The sequence below is a fragment of the Propionibacterium sp. oral taxon 192 str. F0372 genome (assembly GCF_000413315.1).
GTDB lineage: Bacteria > Actinomycetota > Actinomycetes > Propionibacteriales > Propionibacteriaceae > Brooklawnia.
Genome location: NZ_KE340298.1, coordinates 42,469 through 61,783, shown reverse-complemented (window position 1 = coordinate 61,783; position 19,315 = coordinate 42,469). Strand labels below are relative to the sequence as shown.

Genomic DNA, 19,315 nt, shown 5'->3' with positions numbered 1-19,315 from the left:
GTGAACGCAAGGAATCTTGACCTCCGTGACCCGTGGGTCGTCTCCGTCCACAGATTGCTGCATGGGTCGGGTGAACAGGTTGCCCTTACCGAGAGCCTGCCAGCCCCGGAGGGTCTGGGAAGTCCGGTGCTGGGGGTACCAGAGGAGGCCCCGGTCGATCTCAGGATCCGCCTGGAATCGGTATCCGAGGGGATCCTGGCCTCGGGTACGGTGAGCGCCGAGTTGGTGGGGCAGTGCTCCCGGTGTCTGGCATATATCACTGACCGGGTGGTTAGCGATATCCAGGAACTCTACTTTCACCCCGGACGGGGGGCCGGTGACGAGGAGGATCTGCTCATCGTCGACGACCATATCGATCTGACCCGACCGGTGCGCGATGCCATCATCGTCGATCTCCCCTTCAGCCCACTGTGTCGGGAAGACTGTTTGGGACTGTGCCCGTCCTGTGGTGCTGACCTGAACGATGACCCGGACCACGACCATGGGCAGGCAATTGATCCCCGTTGGGCGAAGCTTGCCGAAGGAATTGATCTGGCTGGTGGAGACCCGGACAACTGAATCGTCGCGTTTTGCCTCGGCGATGCTCGGCAGGTAAAGTTGGTAGGCGTGCGTCCCGGGGTCATGCCCTCGAGGGATCGAAAGCTTCAGCCCATCCGTGGGCTGCCCCACCGCTGGTGGGTCCAGGAATAAGGAGAACGATCGTGGCTGTTCCCAAGCGGAAGATGTCTCGTAGCAATACCCGCTCCCGCCGCGCCCAGTGGAAGGCAACCGCGGTGCAGACCGTCGTTTGCGCGAATCCGGCCTGTCGCGCTAAGCACTTGCCTCACACCGCTTGCCCTGCCTGCGGCCAGTATGGTCCCCGTGGCGAGCGTCGTCAGGTTCTCGACGTCTGAGCCCCGCGCGGGAGAAGTTCATGGGCGACCGGGGTCGCGTGGACGACACGGCCGGTGAACCGGTATTCAACACGTTGATCGATGAGCTCGGCATCCATTTGGACGCCGAGCTTTTCGAGTTGGCGACGACTCACCGTTCCTATGCCTACGAGAACGGTGGTATTCCGCACAATGAGCGCCTCGAGTTTCTCGGGGATGCGGTGCTTGGGGTGATCGTCACGGATTTCCTATACCGCACATTTCCCGGTCATTCTGAGGGTCAACTCGCGAAACTGCGTGCCAATGTCGTGTCGGCCGTTTCCTTGGCCAAGGTGGGCAGGGAACTCGGCGTCGGGCAGCTAATCCGGCTGGGTAAAGGAGAGATCGCCACCCAGGGTTGGGAGAAGGACTCGATCTTGGCAGACACGATGGAAGCCCTCATCGGGGCCATCTACATGTCCTGTGGCCGCATTGAGGCGGAACGCTACGTGCACCACCTGTTCGATCCGTTGGTCATGTATGCCGATACCTTGGGGGCCGGGCTCGATTGGAAGACCTCGTTGCAGGAGACAGCAGCGGCGATGGGGCTTGGTTCGGTCCACTATGAGATCATCGATTCTGGGCCTGACCATCGCAAGGTCTTCGATGCTTGGGCGGTCATCGCCGATCGTCGTTACGGACCGTGCCGTGGGCACAACAAGAAACATGCTGAGCAACAGGCTGCAGAATTGGCTTTCAAGGCATTGGATGCCGAGCAGAGGGCGAGTCGGCCTTCCCCAGAAACAACGGATGCCTGAACTTCCGGAGGTCGAGATCATCCGCAGAGGTCTTGCCCCACATCTTGAGGGTAGGACGATCTCCCGCGTCGAGGTGGCACATCCTCGCCTGGTCCGTTTCCATCCGGGCGGGGCACAGGGATTTGCGGCGGAACTTGTGGGTCGCACGATCACCGCAGTTCGGCGCCGGGGCAAGTACTTGTGGTGGTCCTTCACCGATGATGATGCGCTGCTGGTGCACCTAGGAATGTCCGGGCAATTCCGTGTCGATGATCCCGGTGCTGAGTTGCTGGCGCACACTCGCGTGCTGATCGATTTCGACGATGTCGGTGACCAGGTGCGGTTCGTCGACCAACGTATGTTTGGTGGCTTGCAGCTCAGTGAACAAGGAGCAGAACTGCCCCAGCAGATCGCCCACATCGCCCGCGACCCTTTTGACGAGGACTTTGATGCCGAGGCAGTGGCCCGACGGATTACCGCCAAGCGCACCACGATCAAACGTGCCTTGCTCGATCAGCGCGTCGTCTCGGGAATAGGCAACATCTACGCTGATGAATCCCTATGGCGTGCCCGGATCAACCACGCCCATCCCACCGATTCCATTGCCCGCAAACGAGTCACCGAACTGCTGGGACATGCCCGCACTGTGATGAGTGAAGCCCTCGCCGAGGGTGGCACCAGCTTTGATTCTCTGTACGTTAACGTGAATGGGTCCTCTGGCTATTTCGGACGCAGCCTGTCGGTCTACGGACGTCAGGACCAGCCGTGCGACCGGTGTGGATCGACGATCGTGCGGGAACCGTTCATGAACCGTTCGTCCTTCCGCTGCCCCGATTGCCAGCCCAACCCAAGAGGAGCGCCACGTGCCCGATGAACTCCAGTCAAAACGAAAACTGATCGCCGAGTTTCTTCGTTTCGGAATCGTTGGTGGTTCCGGAGTGCTGGTGAACCTCGTGGTCACTTACATCATGACCCAGATCAATGGGGGAGTGGCCAATGATAACCGAGTAGTCGTTAACCTGTGGGGTGACTATGCCCTGCGTTTTACCATTGTGGTGTGGATCATTGCCTTCCTGGTGGCCAACCTATGGAATTTCGAATTGAACCGGTACTGGACCTTCCGGCGTTCGGTGCGTCGTAACTGGTGGGCCGAATTCTGGCCCTTCCTGGTGGTCGGCTCGGTGGCGGCCGCCATCGGTGCGGTCATCAAGCTACTGCTCACCAATCCGGGCTCCCCGCTGTACCTGCCCTCTCCACTGTTCAACAACCATGAGGGGGTTCGTGCCCGGGCCTATTGGGCACAGCTGATCACCATTGTGGTGACCATGCCGATTAACTATGTGGTCAATAAGGTATGGACCTTCCGTTCCGTAACTGGGAAGAAGGCCGGGGAATCACCCGGCGAGAAGGCCTGAAATGTATCTCAAGCACCTGACCATCAAGGGGTTCAAGTCTTTCGCATCGGCGACGCTCTTCGACTTCGAGCCCGGGATCACTGCCATCGTCGGCCCTAACGGGTCAGGGAAGTCGAATGTGGTCGACGCGCTGGCTTGGGTGATGGGTGAACAGGGTGCGAAATCTCTGCGTGGCGGCAAGATGACCGACGTCATCTTTGCTGGAACTTCCGGGCGCCCGGCACTGGGGCGTGCCGAGGTGAAGCTGACTATTGACAACACCGACGGCACCCTGCCGATTGATTTCACCGAGGTGACCATCTCGCGGACTCTGTTCCGCACCGGCGGATCTGAGTATGCCATCAATGGCGAGCCTGTGCGGCTACTCGATGTCCAGGAATTGCTGTCGGACACCGGTATGGGTCGGGAGATGCATGTCATTGTCAGTCAAGGGCAACTCGACCAGATACTCCAGGCGACTCCTGAGGTACGCCGGGGATTCGTCGAGGAAGCCGCGGGGGTACTCAAGCATCGCCGTCGCCGCGAAAAGGCAGTGCGCAAGCTTGAATCGACAGCCGCCAATTTGGCCCGGCTCACTGATCTTACCGCGGAGGTACGCAGGCAGCTCAAGCCCTTGGGGCGTCAGGCTGAGGTAGCCCGCCGGGCCGCCACCATCCAGGCCGAGGTACGCGATGCGCGGGCCAGGCTGCTCGCTGATGACCTGACCCAAGCGATGCTTGCGGTGGAATCGGACAAGGCCAATGCGGCGGCCCTCGCGGAACGGCGGACGCGGGCCGAAGCCGATCTTGCCCTTGCCCGCCGAGGGCTCGCCGAGGTGGAGATCGCCCTTGAGCAACTGCGCCCGGCGATCACCACGGCTCAGGAAACCTGGTATGGGCTGGCCTCGCTGGCTGAACGGGTCAACACCACGGTGTCGATCTCGGCCGAGCGGATGAGAATCTCTGCCGAAGTACCGCTTCAAGCTCAGGGCCGTGATCCGGAGGCTTTAGATACTGAGGCCGCCAAGGTTGCCGAGCAGGAGAAGGAACTTGTAGCCGAGGTGGCTGCTGCCGAGCAACGGCTGGCCGAATCCCTTGCCGAGCGTGACGAGGCCGAGCGTGCTGAGGAGGAGGCCTCCCTCGCCCATGCGGCAGCCCTGCGTGCGGCCGCCGACCGCAGAGAAGGACTCGCTAAACTCAACGGGCGTATTGCATCTCTGCATTCACGCATTGATGCGGGTACCGAGGAGATCGCCAGGTTGCGTCAACGCAGGGATGATGCCTTGGTTAGGGCTGAGGAGGCAGATCATCGGTTCTCCGCCTTGGAGGTGATGCTTGGCAAAATCTCGGGTGGAGAATCAGATCTGGATGCTGCCCACGTGGCTGCCACCGACGAGCTTGCCCTGGCAGCCAAGGCGCAGGAGGAGCACCAGCAGGCACTCCATGAGGCTCTCTCAACGGCAGCCACTCTGAAGGCGCGAATCGAGGCCTTGGAACTGGGCATGCAACGCCGCGACGCATCTGGAGTGCTGTTGGCCATCGGTGGGAACGGTCTCGAAGGAGCGCTATCGGAGTGGATCAAAGTGCCACAACAGTGGCGGGTGGCGGTCTCGGCCGTATTGGGGGCGATGGCCGATGCCCTGGTTGTGACGGAAATGACCACAGGTTTGGATCTTCTCGACATGCTGAGGGCCGAGGACCTCGGTACCGCTGCACTGTTGCTCGCTGATGCGCCAGTCGTCCGGGCCGCGAATTGTGAGTTGCCCGAAGGTGTCCACCACGCCCTTGATGTGGTCGAGGTGGACGCGCAATGGGGTGGGGCACTGACTGGGCTGCTCGACGGGGTCGTGTTCTGCGAGGACACCCGCGAGCACCTCGATCTGGCCAGGGCACATCCCCGGATGACACTGGTCGATTCTGATGGAGTTGTCGTCTCCTCTTGGAAGGTGCAGGGAGGATCGGCCCAGCAGCCCTCCACGATCGAGATTGGCGCCACGATCGAAACCGCACGCTCGGAACTGGAGGCTGCCGAGCACCGAATCCAGCTTCTGGAATCCAAGGCCAATGAACTGGAGAATCGCGTCGCAGGGGCTGCCCAGCGTCTTGATGAATCCCTTGAAGCGCTCCACGCATCCGATGCGCGGATGAGCGCTCTGGCAGATGAGCTTGGCGGGCTCGGCCAGGTCGGCACCGCCGCCCGTGATGAGGCGCGACGTGCGGAGCAGGCCATAGCAGCCGCCGAGAAGGGTATCGCCGAGAACGAGACGGTGCTCGCTGGACTGCTCGAGCGGCTGGCCGCCGCAGAACGGGATACCGGCATCGCCGATCCGGATCCCGGCGAACGAGACCGGGCAGTGGTCATCGCCCGGGCCGCCCGAGCCACGGAAATGGAATCTCGACTGGCCCTGCGTACCGCCCAGGAACGTCAGCGCTCCTTGGCCGGGCGGGCTGATTCTCTGCGTCGTGCCGCAGCCAACGAACGGGCTACCCGGGCTCGGGCAGCCGCGCACGCGGAACGGATGCGTCGCGAGGCCCGCATCGCCCGGGCGGTCAACACCGGTGCCCGCTGGCTCGCCGATCAGGTCGCGATTGCTCGCGCCCGGGCTGACGAACATCGGAGCAGTTTGGAGGAACAGCGTTCCCGGATGGAGGCTGAACTCGGTCATCACCGGGCTGCTGTCAGGGAAAAATCGGCGATGCTGGAGCAGATCTTGTCGGGAGAACACCAAGATCAGTTGAATCGCTTGGAACTGACCATGAAGTTGGATGCGCTGCGTACCCGGGCGATGGAGGAGATGGCGATGGATGCCGACACCTTGGTCGCCGACTACGGCCCCGAGGTGCCTATCCCGGTGCTGGCCCATCCGGACGGGAGCGCGATCGGTCCCTCGGACGACCAAGTGCCGGAACCGATTCCCTTCGTGCGTACTGAACAGGAGAAGCGGTTGCGCGCTGCCACCCGCAATCTGGATGCGTTGGGCAAGGTGAATCCTTTGGCTCTGGAGGAGTTCGAGGCGATGACCGAGCGCCACGATTTCTTGTCCACCCAATTGGAAGATCTCCGCACCACTCGCAAGGATCTGCTAGACATCATCGATGAGGTGGACGAGAGGGTACAGGAAGTCTTCGCCGCAGCTTATCTCGATGTTGAGCAGGCCTTCGGGGAGGTTTTCGCCAGACTTTTTCCCGGAGGCGAGGGACGCCTGGTACTCACCGACCCCGATGATCTGCTGACTACCGGCATTGATGTTGAGGCGAGACCCGCGGGTAAGAAGGTGAAGCGGCTTTCCCTGCTGTCCGGGGGGGAGCGCTCGCTGGTAGCGGTCGCCTTCCTCATTTCCCTGTTTATCGCACGTCCCTCGCCTTTCTACATCCTGGACGAGGTGGAGGCGGCTCTCGATGATGTCAACTTGGGACGTTTGCTCGGGATCTACAAGGACCTGCGGCGCTCTTCCCAGCTGTTGATCATCACCCACCACAAACGAACCATGGAGGTCGCTGATGCCCTCTACGGGGTGACCATGCGTGGTGACGGGGTCTCCCGGGTGATCTCTCAGCGTACGTCCAACTGAGATCCGTTCACTTGGCGGTGTCGCCACGTAGGATGGCGGCGTGGAATGGACTTTCTGGATAGTCATCATCGGCATTGTCCTGGTCATGGGTGTGGCCGTCGGATCGATCGTCATCGGATCACGCCGCAAGCAAGTCACTGCGGTGCGGACTCCCGAGGTACCCGCGGCCCCCACCGATGAAATCCTCCCTGCTCCCGACTCGGAACCCAGCCCCACTGTCCAAGAGGAGGCCGAGACCCACGAGGAGATTACGGCTGATGAGGTGGGTGAGCCACAGGGCGCGGAGCTGGAGAGCCCTGAGGCAGCAGAGTCACGTTTTGTTCGTCTGCGTCAACGTCTTGCCTCCTCCAATAACGCTTTGGCCAGGGCATTGGCTGACCTGCTGTCCAGCGACAGGATCGATGAGGAGACTTGGGATGATTTTGAGATGACCCTCATCACCTCCGATCTGGGGGTGGGGCCGACGACCGAACTGGTCACCGCTCTGCGCAAGCAGATGGCCATCGATGGGGTTGATGATCCCGAGCAGGTGAAGGCTCGGCTGCGCGTCGAACTGGTGCGCTTGGTCGACCCGGAACTTGATCGCTCGCTGAATTTGGACCATCCCGAGGGCAAGCCTGCTGTGGTGATGATGGTTGGGGTTAACGGCACCGGCAAGACGACCACCGTCGGCAAACTCGGAAGAGTGTTGGTTTCCGATGGGAAGTCGGTCATTTTCGGTGCTGCCGATACCTTCCGTGCCGCTGCCGCCGAGCAGCTGACTACTTGGGGCGAACGGGTCGGGGTACGCACCGTCTCGGCCCAGGAAGGTGCCGATCCCGCATCGGTGGCTTTCTCCGCCGTCGAGGCCGGTGTCGCCGAGAGTGTTGATGTGGTGCTTGTCGACACTGCTGGACGACTGCACAACAAGGTCGGTCTGATGGATGAACTGGGCAAGGTGAAGCGGGTGATCGAGAAGCAGGCCCCGGTTTCCGAGGTACTGCTGGTGCTCGATGCAACCACCGGACAGAACGGGCTAGCTCAGGCTCGCATCTTCGCGGAGGTAGTCGACGTGTCCGGCATTGTGCTCACCAAACTCGATGGATCAGCCAAGGGCGGCATCGTCGTCCAAGTGCAGCGGGAACTGGGTGTTCCGGTCAAATTCATCGGACTGGGGGAGGGTGCCGACGACCTTGCCCCCTTCGACGTGGAGAACTTCGTCGATGGCCTGCTTGGCGACTGAATTCCCGGCTGGGTGACATCTGGTGCCCGATGGCGGCAGGTGTCGTCGTTCGCGGTGGTTTGTGCTGATGGGGTGGGTGTGATGACCACGCGGTATCGTTGACACAGACCATCGACCCATCGTTGAAGGATCCCTGTGTTCGACACCCTGCAAGACCGCCTGTCCGCGACCTTCAAGTCCCTGCGTTCGAAGGGACGCCTCACCGAGGCGGACATCGACGCGACTGCCCGCGAGATCCGCATCGCGCTGCTCGAGGCAGATGTGAACCTGGCTGTGGTCAAGCAGTTTGTTGCTGCGATCAAGACCAAGGCGCGCGGCACCGAGGTATCGAAGGCCCTCAACCCCTCCCAGCAGGTCATCAAGATCGTCAACGAGGAACTCATCGCCATTCTGGGCGGTGAGGCCCGCCACATCCGGTTCGCCAAGCAGCCCCCGACCGTGATCATGCTTGCCGGTCTACAGGGCGCAGGCAAGACCACCTTGGCGGGCAAGCTCGGTGCATGGCTGAAGGAACAGGGCCATTCCCCGCTGCTCGTCGCCGCCGACCTGCAGCGCCCCAATGCCGTCCAGCAACTGACCGTGATGGCCGAACGGGCCAGGGTCGGCATTTTTGCCCCCCAGCCTGGCAACGGAGTGGGCGATCCGATCCAAGTGGCCAAGGATTCCCTCGACCATGCCAGACGCCATCTCTTCGACGTCGTGGTCATTGACACCGCGGGTCGCTTGGGCGTTGATGAGGAGATGATGGCCCAAGCCTCCCGGATCAAGCAGCTCACCTCTCCCGACGAGACTCTATTTGTCGTCGACGCGATGATCGGTCAGGACGCGGTGAACACCGCCTTGGCCTTCGAACAAGGAGTCGGCATTGACGGGGTGGTGCTCACCAAACTTGACGGTGACGCCCGTGGTGGTGCGGCGCTGTCTATCGCCAATGTCATCGGCAAGCCGATCATGTTCGCATCCAATGGCGAGAAGATCTCCGATTTCGATGTTTTCCATCCTGATCGGATGGCATCGCGGATCTTGGGCATGGGCGACATGCTTACCCTCATTGAGCAGGCCGAGAAGACCTTCGACCAGGAGATGACCCGTGCGGCCAGCGAGAAATTACTTGCCGGGCGCAACCAATTCGGTCTCGACGATTTCCTTGCCCAGATGAAGCAGTTGCGCCGTATGGGGCCGCTGTCCAAGGTTTTCGGCATGTTGCCCGGGGCATCCCAGATGGGGGCGATCGGCGACATCGACGAGAAGCAGGTCGACCACATTGAGGCGATCATTTATTCGATGACTCCCGCGGAACGGGCGGATGTGTCGATCCTCAATGGTTCGCGCCGGGCCCGAATCGCCAAGGGCGCCGGTGTCGAGGTGCATGAGGTTAACGATCTGGTGAACCGTTTCGTCGAGGCTCGCAAGATGATGGAATCGATGGGTCAGATGATGGGCCACGGCAGGATGCCGGGTGCTCCTGGATTCGGCGGCGGAAAGAAGCAGGCCAAGCAGAATGCCAAGAAGGGCAAGGGCGGGCGCAAGGTCTCGGGTAACCCTGCCAAGCGTGCGGCCCAACTCGCGGCCCAGAGCCAGTCCAAGCAGGTCGAAGGCCACCCGCTACCCACCGATCCGACCGAGTTGGCGGCGGCAATGGAAAATTTCGAGCTACCCGGCAACCTGCAGGCCATGCTCGATCAGCAGAATCGTGGACCCCGAGGGTTCTGAGACGGAGGCGCGATGGGTACCTGGCATCTCAACGGTGTTGTCTTGCCCGATGGCGAGCGGCGGGATCTGTGGATCCACGACGGAGTGATCACCTTCGAGCCCGTGGCCGGGGCGCAGACTCTCACCACCGGCGTGTGGATCACCCCTGGGCTCGTCGATGCCCACTGTCATATCGGCCTGGGGGCCAGCGGGGCAGTGGATCATGCAACGGCCGAGGCTCAGGCGATCATCGACCGCAACTCCGGGGTGCTGCTGGTGCGCGACGCAGGTGCTCCCGCCGATACCCACTGGATCGACGAGCGTGCCGATCTGCCGCGGATCATCCGAGCTGGGCGTCACATCGCCCGCCCCAAGCGCTATATCCGCAATTTCGCAATCGAGATCGACCCCAGTGAGATGGTAGAGGAGGTCTCCCGCCAGGCCCATAGCGGCGATGGCTGGGTCAAGCTGGTTGGTGACTGGATCGATCGTGAGGTGGGTGATCTCGCCCCCCTGTGGCCTGCTGAGATCGCCAAGCAGGCGATCGATGCCGTCCATGCCGTCGGTGCCCGGGTTACTGCCCACTGTTTCGCTGAGCAGTCCGTAGCCGAGTTGGTTGCGGCGGGAATCGACTGCATTGAGCACGGCACTGGCATGAGCGACGAGGTCATCGAAATGATGGCCGCCAATGATGTTGCCTTGGTCCCCACCATGACCAATTTGGTGAATTTCCCGAAATTCGCAGCTGCAGGAGCCGAGAGATTCCCCACCTATGCTGCGCATATGCGTGACCTGCACGCTCGTCGTCTGGACACCCTGGGCAGGGCACGCGAGGCCGGGGTACAGATCTACTGCGGCACCGATGCCGGGGGCACCCTGGGACACGGGCGGGTGGCCCAGGAGGCCCAGATGCTGGCCGAACTTGGTGGCAACGACTTCGCCCTGGGGGCGATCGGCTGGGATGCTCGCACCTGGCTCGGCGCCCAGAATCTCGTCGAGGGGGCACCTGCCGACCTGGTCTGCTGGTTCGTTGACCCCCGGCAGGAACTGTCCACCCTGCATGATCCGGCTCTAGTGGTGCTGCGCGGGGAGCCTGTCTCCCGCTGAGACCCATCGCCTCGGGTGGCACCGTCGTGCCCGTTTTCACGTATACGGCCCTGGCAAGTAGTGCGATGTCATCGGCTCGTGATTTGGCATCCTTGTGCGGCGGATGTGTGCTGTCTGATGTCCATCGAATGATCAATTCATCATGCGATGAACAGGACATCGTGGTGAGTGTCCGCGGACTCGAGGTGGTCCGCGGCGGCAACCGGGTGCTCTGTGGCATCAACATGGACATCCCTGCCGGGCAGATCGTAAGACTGCTCGGGCCCTCGGGGTGTGGAAAGACGACCTTGATGCGGGCCATCGTCGGGGTACAGCGAAGTGCACGTCCTGGGACACGTGGCCGGAGATGCGCGGCTGAGAGGCCGGGTCGGCTATGTGACACAACAGCCCTCTGTCTACGTGGACCTGAGCCTACGGGCGAATCTGGAGTACTACTGCCGCTTGATGCGAGCCGATCCGCGCTCGGTGGGAGAGATTGCCGAACGAGTGGGACTGGGTGATCTGCTGGAGCGCCGGGTGAGCGCCATGTCTGGTGGCCAGGCGGGGCGGGCCTCACTGGCCTGTGCCTTGGTGGGAGATCCGGAACTGCTCGTTCTCGACGAGCCGACCGTTGGGCTGGACCCGCTGACCAGGGAACAGCTGTGGTCTGCCTTCCGTCGGCTCGCCGATTCTGGCAGCACGCTGATGGTCTCCAGCCACGTGATGGATGAGGCTCTGCGCTGTGATCGGTTGGTGTTGATGCGTCAGGGAAGGATCTTGATGGTGACTACTCCCGAGGACTTGCTCGCCAATACCGGGGAACACAACCCGGACCGGGCCCATCTGACCCTGGTTCGGGCCGATGAGGAGGCGTCGCGGTGAATCTGCTGACCTGGTGGGCGACCACCGTGCGAGTCCTGCGGCAGATGGTGGCCGATTGCCGCACGATAATGCTGATGCTGGCGGTTCCTGCGGTGCTGCTCGTGCTGCTGTACTTCGTGTACGTGGATGTTCCGACCCCGCCTAGTGGCGACGGAGTATTCCCCACATTGCGTTGACCCTTCTCGGGGTACTGCCGATGATGGTGATGTTCCTGGTCACCTCGATCTCGATGCAGCGGGAACGGATGAACGGGGCACTTGAGAGGTTGTGGACCACTCGCTTGCATCGCGCCGACCTGCTGTGCGGCTATGCCGCAGGGTTTGCCTGCGCGGCCGCGGGGCAATCGGTGGTCATGTGCATTGTCGCCTGGGCCTTCCTAGGGGGAGGATGTGGCCGCTCTCGTGGCACCCGTGGTCCAGCACTACCTCACCGGTGAGCTGGGCTGTCCGGGCAACTCGACCCCATCCGCGGATAGTTTCTCGGTCATGGATGCAACCATTCATGACCGAGAAACGTATTGATGGGTGTGAACAGCAGGAGTGCAGACGAGTTCAGGAGGTTCGCCCAGATCCATTGGGGCGACCTGGCGCGTTCTGCCGTCCTGCTCAGCGGAAATCCATCGGATGTCGACGATCTGATCCAGGAGACCTTTGAACGTCTGTGGCGTTCGTGGGACAGGATCAGACCGGAAACGGCACTCGGATATGCCCGCACCGTGATGGTGAATGCCCGCAACGACCAATGGCGCAAGGCCGGACGCACGCCGGTCCCAACCGACTCGGTCTACCTGGATGTCAAGACCTCGTCCGGTGATCCCACCGGGCAGGTTGATGACCGCAACGAGATCCTGCAACACCTATCGATGTTGTCGGAGCGCGAACGACAGGTGATCGTCGCCCGCTACTACTGGGGATTGACAAACGATGAAGTCGCGGCGTCGTTGTCGCTGCCAGCGGGAACCATCAAATCGACGGCCTCCCGAGCCGTCGCGAGATTGAGGAAGGTACACGAAGGAGCAGGTCATGGATGACTTCGAGAAGGATCTGGCCGATCTGCTGTCGCGTGTTCCGGCTCCCGCATACGATCCCGAGCTCATCGAGGAGACGATCATGAATACCCCATCCGATAACCCCCGACGCCCCCTGATCATCGTCGTTGTCATCCTGTCCCTGCTGGTCATTGGCATGGGTGTCGCGCTGATGACCCGGGAGAAGGGTCCGATCCGAGCAGTCGATCCCCACAATTCCGGTACCGCTCAAACCTCCATCCCCTCGGTCACCTCCAATTCACCGACCTCGTCACTCTCGGCCCAACCCTCCGAGTCCATCACTGAGCCGATACCGGCGGACACCACGGCGAGTACTCCGGAATCCCCGTCGAGTGGCCCCAGCGCTGACTCTGATCACACCGATCCGGCTTCCGCTCCCACCAGGGTCTACAACGAGAAGGCCTACTGGAACACGGGAGGTGCTGGGCAGGGTTACTATTTCGTCTCGCCCTCTGGCAATTTCCTGTGCGGGATCACTGAGGGCTCCGTGGGCTGTCAGTCGAAGGTCCCGGTGGCCGGTATGGAACAGTGCGGCACAAACCCTAGGGTCCGAGCCGCCTGGGTCGCGTGGTCGCCCCAGACGCCGATCAGCGCGGAATGTACTACCCAGGGCAACTACGTCACCGAACAGCCAGGAATGGTCCTGGACTACGGCAGTGAGCTGGCGGCCTGGGACGGTGTCTGTGCATCCGCCCCGGAGGGGATCACCTGCCGGTCGAAGACCACCGGGAGCAGGTTCACTATCTCTACCGATGGTATTCAGATCCACGGATGAGCACGTGTCCCGGTTTCGTAACGCGGTGGTGATCTGGCACAATGATGGGGCGTCTGGCGTCCAGGTGCCCTCTCATCACTGGCGACGCTGTCCATGGCCAATAGTTGGCGTGCCCCACACGTCGAGGATGGGCCCCGAACTAACCGGGATCATCCCGGAACTCGTACAGGAGAAACCACTCAAGTGGCAACCAAGATTCGTCTGAAGCGTCTCGGCAAGATCCGCTCCCCGCACTACCGCGTGGTTGTTATCGATTCTCGCGCTAAGCGCGATGGCCAGGCCATCGAGGAGATCGGTATCTACCATCCGAAGAATGACCCCTCGGTCATCCGCATCGACTCCGAGCGCGTGCAGTACTGGCTCGGTGTCGGCGCCCAGCCGACCGAGGCGGTCGTCGCCCTGTTGAAGCGTACTGGTGACTGGCAGAAGTTCACCGGCATCGACTCCCCTTCGGGTATCGATCCGCAGCCCGAGCCCATCGACAAACTCGCCCGCTTCAACGCGGCACTGGCCGAGGCTGACGGTGAGCCAAGGAGCGAGGCCATTTCCTCGCGCAAGCGCAAGCAACTCGAGGCTGAAAAGACCGAGGCGCCGGAGGAGACTCCGGTTGATGAGACCGGGGCTCATGAGGCTGAGGAGGCCTGATGCTCTCTGAGGCACTCGAACACCTAGTGCAGGGACTTGTCTCGAACCCCGACGAGGTCCAGGTTCGTGACAAGCAGTTGCGCAGCGGTCGGGTCCTGGAGGTCCGCACGGATCCCTCGGATGTCGGCAAGGTAATTGGTCGCAAGGGGCGCACCGCAACTGCACTGCGCACCGTCATCGGCGCGCTGGCGGGGAACGAGCGGGTCCGAGTCGACTTCGTCGATGTCGATCGTCCGTCACGGTCTCGCCACTGATCCGTCAACCGAGCGCCCCACCATTGAGGTGGGGCGCTCGGTGTTTGTCACCCCTGGAGGAATGATGTCATCAACCGTTGAGGTGCTGGTGGCCGTCGTCGGACGTGCCCATGGGGTGCGAGGGGATGTGACCCTCACTATCCGCACCGACGAACCCGAACGGCGTTTCGTACCCGGCCAGCAGGTGCGCACCTCTACTGGCCGGGTCCTAGAGATCGCTGCTGCGCGCAATGTCTCCGGTCGCTGGCAGGTGCATTTCGTCTCGGTGGACGACCGCACCGAGGCCCAGACGCTCACTGGTGTCGAGCTGTTCGCCAATGTCCCTGCCGACGAGAGCCCCGAGGGGGATGAGGAATACTACGACAGGCAGCTGATCGGGCTGCGAGTGCTGCGTGCTGACGGCAGTTTGGGTGGGGTGGTGAGCGAGGTGATCCACGGGGCGGCCCAGGACCTTCTGGTGGTCGATGTTGAGGGAACTCCACGACTCGTGCCCTTCGTCTCGGCGTTGGTTCCGGTGATCAACCTGACGGGCGGGTGGCTGCAACTAGCCGATGTCGGTGGGTTGCTAGAGGAGATGACGCAGTGATGCGGATCAACATCGTATCGATCTTCCCGGACTACTTCGAGGCTCTTCGTCTGTCCCTCATCGGCAAGGCGGTCACCGACGGGTTGCTGACCATAGATGCCCACGATCTACGGGACTGGACACACGACCGGCATCGCACCGTCGACGACACCCCCTACGGTGGGGGAGCGGGAATGGTGATGAAGCCGGAACCCTGGGGTGAGGCCTTGGATGCAATGACCGCAAGCATTCGGGCCGCACGCGAACAGCAACCAGTGCCAGACCGCCCGGTGCTGGTGATACCCACTCCTTCGGGACACAGTTTCACTCAACAGACGGCCCAGGAACTCTCCGCATGCAGCGATCTCGTCTTCGCCTGCGGGCGTTACGAGGGAATTGATCATCGCGTTGCCGAATGGGCCGCCGCCGACTACGAGGTGCGTGAGATCTCCCTGGGAGACTACGTGCTCAATGGTGGGGAAGTGGCTGCCATGGCGATCATTGAGGCAGTTGCCAGGCTAGTCCCGGGCGTCATCGGCAACCCGGACTCATTGGTCGAAGAATCCCATGCAGCAGGAACCGGTCATCTCCTGGAGGCTCCTGTCTACACCAAGCCTGCCGTGTGGCGAGGCCTGGAAGTGCCGGAAGTCCTACTCAGCGGTCACCACACCAGAATTGCCGGGTGGCGACGGCAGCAGAGCCAGCATCTGACCAGGGTAAGACGACCTGACTTGCTCACTTAGGGATACCTACCTTGAATTAAGGGTGGGGTGTACGACGTTGGTATGACCACCGGCGATAGAGTGCTGGTCGTGGCAACCCAACTGACAACTCGTGATCCGAGCCGGACCCCGCACCAACGGGCAGCGCGTTCGACGGTGGCACGCAAGGTGCTCATGTCGATCAGTGGTCTGATCATCGTGCTGTTCTTGATGATGCACCTGTTCGGCAATGCCAAGCTCCTGATTCCTAATGTTGGGTTCGAGGAGTTTGATGAATACTCGCACTCGCTGCGTACCTTCCTGTATCCGATCCTTCCCGAGAAATTCTTTCTGACGCTGTTTCGCTTGTTTATGCTGGCTGCGGCCTTCATCCACATTGAGGCAGCGATCAAGTTGACCTTCCGGAACAAGGGGTCGGGCGTCTCCGGCGCTCGCTACCTCAAGCAGCGCTACCTGGCCGGCTCCTTTGCGGCGCGCACCATGATCTGGTCGGGCATCATCATCGTCTTCGGTGTGATTGCCCACCTGCTGCAGTTCACCTGCGAGATCATTCGGGTGAGCTACCCGGAAGGAGTCACCACTGTCGCTCCCCACGAGCGCGTGGTCCTCGCCTTCCAGACCCCGGTCGTCGTGGCTGCCTATGCGGTGTGGATGCTCGCCGTGTGCATCCACGTGTACCACGGCTTCTACTCGGCACTGTGCACCATCGGAGCCCGGACCGGAGCTTACTCAGAGAAGCTCATCAAGGTCTGTTCCGTGATAGTGGCCTTCCTGGTCTTCTTCGGCTTCATGGCTGCCCCGCTGTCCATCGCGATCGGATTGGTGACGCTCTGATGACTGAGACCCTGACCAACAACGCTCCTGCTGGGGATGCCGAGTTCTACTCGGTCGGCACGGAGATCCGTGATACCAAGGCTGACACCTCGCTGCCCATTGACAAGGTGTGGCCTGACCGTCAATTCCGGGCCAGCCTGGTGAACCCTGCCAACCGGCGCAAGATCACCATTATCGTCGTCGGTACCGGCTTGGCGGGTGGCGCGGCTGCCGCATCACTGGGTGAAGCGGGCTACAACGTTCTCAACTTCTGCTATCAGGATTCGCCCCGCCGTGCCCACTCGATCGCGGCCCAGGGCGGCATCAATGCGGCGAAGAACTACAAGAACGACAACGACTCGGTCTACCGGCTGTTCTATGACACTGTGAAGGGTGGCGACTACCGCGCCCGGGAGACCAACGTCCACCGTCTGGCCGAGGTCTCCGCGGGGATCATCGACCAGTGTGTGGCCCAGGGAGTTCCCTTCGCCCGTGAGTACGGCGGCCTCTTGGATACCCGTTCCTTCGGTGGCGTGCAGGTGCAACGCACCTTCTATGCACGTGGTCAGACTGGTCAACAACTGTTGATCGGTGCCTACCAGGCTTTGGAACGCCAGGTTGGCGCGGGAACCGTCCAGATGTTCGCCCGTCACGAGATGATGGAGGTCATCACCAAGGACGGTCGGGCACGTGGCATCGTCGCTCGTGACATGGTGACCGGTAAGGTCGAGGCTTACACCGCCGATGCGGTGATTCTGGCCACTGGCGGATACGGCAACGTCTTCTTCCTGTCGACCAATGCCATGGGCTGCAATGTGACCGCCACTTGGCGGGCTCACCGCAAGGGTGCCTACTTCGCCAACCCGTGCTTTACGCAGATCCATCCGACCTGTATCCCGCAACATGGGACGAACCAGTCGAAGCTGACTCTGATGTCGGAGTCGTTGCGCAATGACGGCCGGATTTGGGTGCCTAAGAAGGCTGAAGATTGCGACAAAGATCCCCGGGACATTCCCGAGGAGGATCGTGACTACTACTTGGAGCGGATCTACCCAGCCTTCGGCAACCTGGTTCCTCGCGACATCGCATCACGTCAGGCGAAGAATATGTGCGACGAGGGACGCGGCGTCGGCCCGGTCGTCATTGAGAAGGACGAGAATGGCAACGACCGCAAGGTGCGTCGTGGTGTTTATCTCGATTTCTCGGATGCGATCAATCGTCTGGGCAAGAAGGGGGTCGAGGCCAAGTACGGCAACCTCTTCGACATGTACAAGCAGATCACCGCGGAGGATCCCTACGAGGTTCCGATGCGTATCTACCCAGCGGTGCACTACACCATGGGTGGCGTGTGGGTCGACTACGACTTGGAGACCACGATTCCAGGCCTGTACGTGGCCGGTGAGGCGAACTTCTCCGATCATGGCGCGAACCGTTTGGGGGCTTCGGCTCTGATGCAGGGTCTGGCCGACGGCTACTTCGTGCTGCCGAACACGATCAACGATTATCTTGCCTCGCACCATGATGGCAAGCTCCCCGACAATGATCCCGCTGTCGTCGAAGCAGTGAATGATGTGAAGGCTCGTATCGAGAAGCTCTTGGCGGTTAAGGGCGAGCGCACCGTCGACTCTTTCCACAAGGAGCTCGGTCACATCATGTGGGAATATTGCGGCATGGCTCGCACCGAGGCCGGTTTGAAGAAAGCCATTGGCCTCATCCGCGAGTTGAAGGCCGAGTTCTGGCGTGACGTGAAGGTCACCGGCGAAGCCGAGGACTTCAACCAGACCTTGGAGCGTGCCGGTCGGCTGATCGACTTCTTCGAGCTGGGCGAATTGATGTGCATTGATGCCCTGCATCGTCGCGAGTCCTGTGGCGGTCATTTCCGTACAGAGCACCAGACCGAGGAGGGCGAGGCCCTGCGTCACGATGACCAGTTCGCCTATGTCGCGGCCTGGGAGTGGACCGGTGAGGATTCCAAACCCGTGCTGCACAAGGAACCACTCGTCTACAAGGCCATCGAGCTCAAGCAACGGAGTTACAAGTGAAACTGACATTGAGGGTTTGGCGTCAGGACGCTGGCGCTTCGAATGGCAAGCTGGTCGACTACCAGATCGACAACATCGCTGAGGACATGAGTTTCTTGGAGATGCTGGACCAGCTGAACGAGGAGCTGACCGTCGCCGGCATTGAGCCGGTGGCCTTTGACTCCGACTGTCGTGAGGGTATCTGTGGCACATGCGGTGTCGTGATCAACGGTACCCCGCACGGTCGCGGCAACTCGCCGGTGCCCACGACCACCTGCCAGTTGCACATGCGGTCCTTCAACGATGGCGACACCATCGTTATCGAACCATGGAAGGCGAAGGCCTTCCCGGTGATCAAGGACCTTGTGGTTGACCGTACTGCTCTGGACCGCGTAATCGCATCCGGTGGTTTCATCTCGGTGAACACCGGTGCAGCCCCCGATGCCCACTCCGTGCCGGCGCCGAAGTTGAAGGCCGACACCGCCTTCGATAACGCGACCTGCATTGGCTGTGGTGCATGCGTGGCTGCCTGCCCGAATGGGTCGGCGATGCTGTTTACCTCTGCGAAGATCTCCCACTTGGGCAACCTTCCGCAGGGCCAGCCTGAACGATACCGCCGTGTTGAGACGATGATTGGGCAGCACGACGCCGAAGGTTTCGGTGGTTGCACCAATATCGGTGAGTGTGCAGCGGTCTGCCCCAAGGGCATTCCGCTGGCCTCGATCTCGCAGTTGAACCGCGACCTCGTCTCGTCGCTGTTCCGCAAGGATGGTTTCTTCGGTTGATCGATCGAGAGCCAATGGGGCGGTGGCACGTGAGCTGCCGCCCCATTGCTGTGCTTGGCAATTCCGGAATCGACTTGGCCGGGCATCGTATGGCATACTTGCCAAGTTGCTCTGTTCCGGTTCCTGCCACAGGGGGATCGTCCGGGGCTGGGCCATTTGACCGACACCGACCCGAGGTGACCTGTGGCACTG

Annotated in this window: 21 protein-coding genes and 1 pseudogene; all 22 read left to right on the top strand. The window is 61.6% G+C overall.

The genetic code is table 11. The features are described 5' to 3' along the window. The 22 genes and pseudogenes from HMPREF1531_RS11555 to HMPREF1531_RS11465 all read left to right on the top strand — a co-directional run bounded on the left by HMPREF1531_RS11555 (position 1) and on the right by HMPREF1531_RS11465 (position 19,123). The gene (locus tag HMPREF1531_RS11555; protein WP_016670140.1) at positions 1-558 is read left to right on the top strand and encodes a YceD family protein; all 558 of its coding nucleotides are present in this window, start codon (positions 1-3) and stop codon (positions 556-558) included. A gap of 143 nt (positions 559-701) precedes the next feature. Further along, positions 702-893 (top strand): 50S ribosomal protein L32, encoded by a 192-nt coding sequence (gene rpmF / locus HMPREF1531_RS13430; RefSeq protein ID WP_016670139.1) that lies wholly within the window; start codon positions 702-704, stop codon positions 891-893. Positions 894-913: 20 nt separating this feature from the next. Then, on the top strand, positions 914-1,669 hold the full coding sequence (gene rnc, locus HMPREF1531_RS11550) for a ribonuclease III (RefSeq protein ID WP_016670138.1): 756 nt from the start codon (positions 914-916) through the stop codon (positions 1,667-1,669). Further along, positions 1,662-2,522, top strand: coding sequence for a bifunctional DNA-formamidopyrimidine glycosylase/DNA-(apurinic or apyrimidinic site) lyase (gene mutM / locus HMPREF1531_RS11545; protein ID WP_036899420.1), 861 nt, complete (start codon positions 1,662-1,664; stop codon positions 2,520-2,522). Before rnc ends, mutM begins: the two co-directional genes overlap by 8 nt. Continuing rightward, the gene (locus tag HMPREF1531_RS11540) at positions 2,512-3,063 is read left to right on the top strand and encodes a GtrA family protein (RefSeq protein WP_016670136.1); all 552 of its coding nucleotides are present in this window, start codon (positions 2,512-2,514) and stop codon (positions 3,061-3,063) included. The genes mutM and HMPREF1531_RS11540 overlap by 11 nt, the downstream gene beginning before the upstream one ends. A gap of 1 nt (position 3,064) precedes the next feature. After that, on the top strand, positions 3,065-6,613 hold the full coding sequence (gene smc, locus HMPREF1531_RS11535; RefSeq protein WP_016670135.1) for a chromosome segregation protein SMC: 3,549 nt from the start codon (positions 3,065-3,067) through the stop codon (positions 6,611-6,613). A 40-nt stretch (positions 6,614-6,653) separates the two neighbouring features. After that, positions 6,654-7,835, top strand: a complete 1,182-nt coding sequence (ftsY, locus tag HMPREF1531_RS11530; RefSeq protein WP_016670134.1) for a signal recognition particle-docking protein FtsY — start codon at positions 6,654-6,656, stop codon at positions 7,833-7,835. 135 nt (positions 7,836-7,970) lie between these two features. After that, positions 7,971-9,548, top strand: coding sequence for a signal recognition particle protein (gene ffh, locus HMPREF1531_RS11525; RefSeq protein WP_016670133.1), 1,578 nt, complete (start codon positions 7,971-7,973; stop codon positions 9,546-9,548). 12 nt (positions 9,549-9,560) lie between these two features. Continuing rightward, positions 9,561-10,634 carry an amidohydrolase family protein gene (locus HMPREF1531_RS11520; RefSeq protein ID WP_016670132.1) on the top strand — a complete coding sequence of 358 codons (1,074 nt, stop codon included), beginning with the start codon at positions 9,561-9,563 and terminating at the stop codon, positions 10,632-10,634. Between the two features lie 65 nt (positions 10,635-10,699). Then, positions 10,700-10,906 (top strand): annotated as a pseudogene (locus HMPREF1531_RS14465) (hypothetical protein); the annotation flags it as partial. Between the two features lie 64 nt (positions 10,907-10,970). Continuing rightward, positions 10,971-11,495: an ATP-binding cassette domain-containing protein gene (locus HMPREF1531_RS11515; RefSeq protein WP_269593322.1), complete on the top strand. Its 525-nt coding sequence runs from the start codon at positions 10,971-10,973 to the stop codon at positions 11,493-11,495. Continuing rightward, a complete protein-coding gene (locus HMPREF1531_RS13095; RefSeq protein ID WP_016670130.1) occupies positions 11,492-11,671 on the top strand; it encodes a hypothetical protein in 180 nt (59 codons plus the stop codon). Before HMPREF1531_RS11515 ends, HMPREF1531_RS13095 begins: the two co-directional genes overlap by 4 nt. A 20-nt stretch (positions 11,672-11,691) precedes the next feature. Next, positions 11,692-11,931: an ABC transporter permease gene (locus tag HMPREF1531_RS13090; RefSeq protein ID WP_016670129.1), complete on the top strand. Its 240-nt coding sequence runs from the start codon at positions 11,692-11,694 to the stop codon at positions 11,929-11,931. Positions 11,932-12,015: 84 nt separating this feature from the next. Beyond that, positions 12,016-12,525 carry a SigE family RNA polymerase sigma factor gene (locus HMPREF1531_RS11505; RefSeq protein WP_016670128.1) on the top strand — a complete coding sequence of 170 codons (510 nt, stop codon included), beginning with the start codon at positions 12,016-12,018 and terminating at the stop codon, positions 12,523-12,525. Further along, positions 12,518-13,318, top strand: coding sequence for a hypothetical protein (locus HMPREF1531_RS11500; RefSeq protein ID WP_016670127.1), 801 nt, complete (start codon positions 12,518-12,520; stop codon positions 13,316-13,318). Before HMPREF1531_RS11505 ends, HMPREF1531_RS11500 begins: the two co-directional genes overlap by 8 nt. A 183-nt stretch (positions 13,319-13,501) precedes the next feature. Next, positions 13,502-13,963 carry a 30S ribosomal protein S16 gene (rpsP, locus tag HMPREF1531_RS11495; RefSeq protein ID WP_016670126.1) on the top strand — a complete coding sequence of 154 codons (462 nt, stop codon included), beginning with the start codon at positions 13,502-13,504 and terminating at the stop codon, positions 13,961-13,963. Then, positions 13,963-14,217, top strand: a complete 255-nt coding sequence (locus HMPREF1531_RS11490; protein ID WP_016670125.1) for an RNA-binding protein — start codon at positions 13,963-13,965, stop codon at positions 14,215-14,217. The genes rpsP and HMPREF1531_RS11490 overlap by 1 nt, the downstream gene beginning before the upstream one ends. Continuing rightward, complete coding sequence (gene rimM / locus HMPREF1531_RS11485; protein ID WP_016670124.1) at positions 14,186-14,803, top strand: ribosome maturation factor RimM; 618 nt, start codon at positions 14,186-14,188, stop codon at positions 14,801-14,803. The genes HMPREF1531_RS11490 and rimM overlap by 32 nt, the downstream gene beginning before the upstream one ends. Continuing rightward, positions 14,803-15,525, top strand: a complete 723-nt coding sequence (gene trmD / locus HMPREF1531_RS11480; RefSeq protein WP_036899414.1) for a tRNA (guanosine(37)-N1)-methyltransferase TrmD — start codon at positions 14,803-14,805, stop codon at positions 15,523-15,525. The genes rimM and trmD overlap by 1 nt, the downstream gene beginning before the upstream one ends. Positions 15,526-15,594: 69 nt before the next feature. Further along, positions 15,595-16,338: a succinate dehydrogenase cytochrome b subunit gene (locus HMPREF1531_RS11475; RefSeq protein WP_232210276.1), complete on the top strand. Its 744-nt coding sequence runs from the start codon at positions 15,595-15,597 to the stop codon at positions 16,336-16,338. Further along, a complete protein-coding gene (locus HMPREF1531_RS11470) occupies positions 16,338-18,359 on the top strand; it encodes a fumarate reductase/succinate dehydrogenase flavoprotein subunit (RefSeq protein ID WP_016670121.1) in 2,022 nt (673 codons plus the stop codon). Before HMPREF1531_RS11475 ends, HMPREF1531_RS11470 begins: the two co-directional genes overlap by 1 nt. Continuing rightward, positions 18,356-19,123, top strand: coding sequence for a succinate dehydrogenase/fumarate reductase iron-sulfur subunit (locus HMPREF1531_RS11465; RefSeq protein ID WP_016670120.1), 768 nt, complete (start codon positions 18,356-18,358; stop codon positions 19,121-19,123). Before HMPREF1531_RS11470 ends, HMPREF1531_RS11465 begins: the two co-directional genes overlap by 4 nt. Positions 19,124-19,315 lie beyond the last annotated feature (192 nt).

What these genes read in the sequence shown, in the direction of transcription:
- rnc (WP_016670138.1), top strand. Translation starts at nt 914, where the DNA reads ATGGGCGACCGGGGTCGCGTGGACGACACGGCCGGTGAACCGGTATTC.
- mutM (WP_036899420.1), top strand. Translation starts at nt 1,662, where the DNA reads ATGCCTGAACTTCCGGAGGTCGAGATCATCCGCAGAGGTCTTGCCCCA.
- smc (WP_016670135.1), top strand. Translation starts at nt 3,065, where the DNA reads ATGTATCTCAAGCACCTGACCATCAAGGGGTTCAAGTCTTTCGCATCG.
- HMPREF1531_RS11520 (WP_016670132.1), top strand. Translation starts at nt 9,561, where the DNA reads ATGGGTACCTGGCATCTCAACGGTGTTGTCTTGCCCGATGGCGAGCGG.
- HMPREF1531_RS13090 (WP_016670129.1), top strand. Translation starts at nt 11,692, where the DNA reads ATGATGGTGATGTTCCTGGTCACCTCGATCTCGATGCAGCGGGAACGG.
- HMPREF1531_RS11505 (WP_016670128.1), top strand. Translation starts at nt 12,016, where the DNA reads ATGGGTGTGAACAGCAGGAGTGCAGACGAGTTCAGGAGGTTCGCCCAG.
- HMPREF1531_RS11500 (WP_016670127.1), top strand. Translation starts at nt 12,518, where the DNA reads ATGGATGACTTCGAGAAGGATCTGGCCGATCTGCTGTCGCGTGTTCCG.
- HMPREF1531_RS11490 (WP_016670125.1), top strand. Translation starts at nt 13,963, where the DNA reads ATGCTCTCTGAGGCACTCGAACACCTAGTGCAGGGACTTGTCTCGAAC.
- rimM (WP_016670124.1), top strand. Translation starts at nt 14,186, where the DNA reads ATGTCGATCGTCCGTCACGGTCTCGCCACTGATCCGTCAACCGAGCGC.
- trmD (WP_036899414.1), top strand. Translation starts at nt 14,803, where the DNA reads ATGCGGATCAACATCGTATCGATCTTCCCGGACTACTTCGAGGCTCTT.
- HMPREF1531_RS11470 (WP_016670121.1), top strand. Translation starts at nt 16,338, where the DNA reads ATGACTGAGACCCTGACCAACAACGCTCCTGCTGGGGATGCCGAGTTC.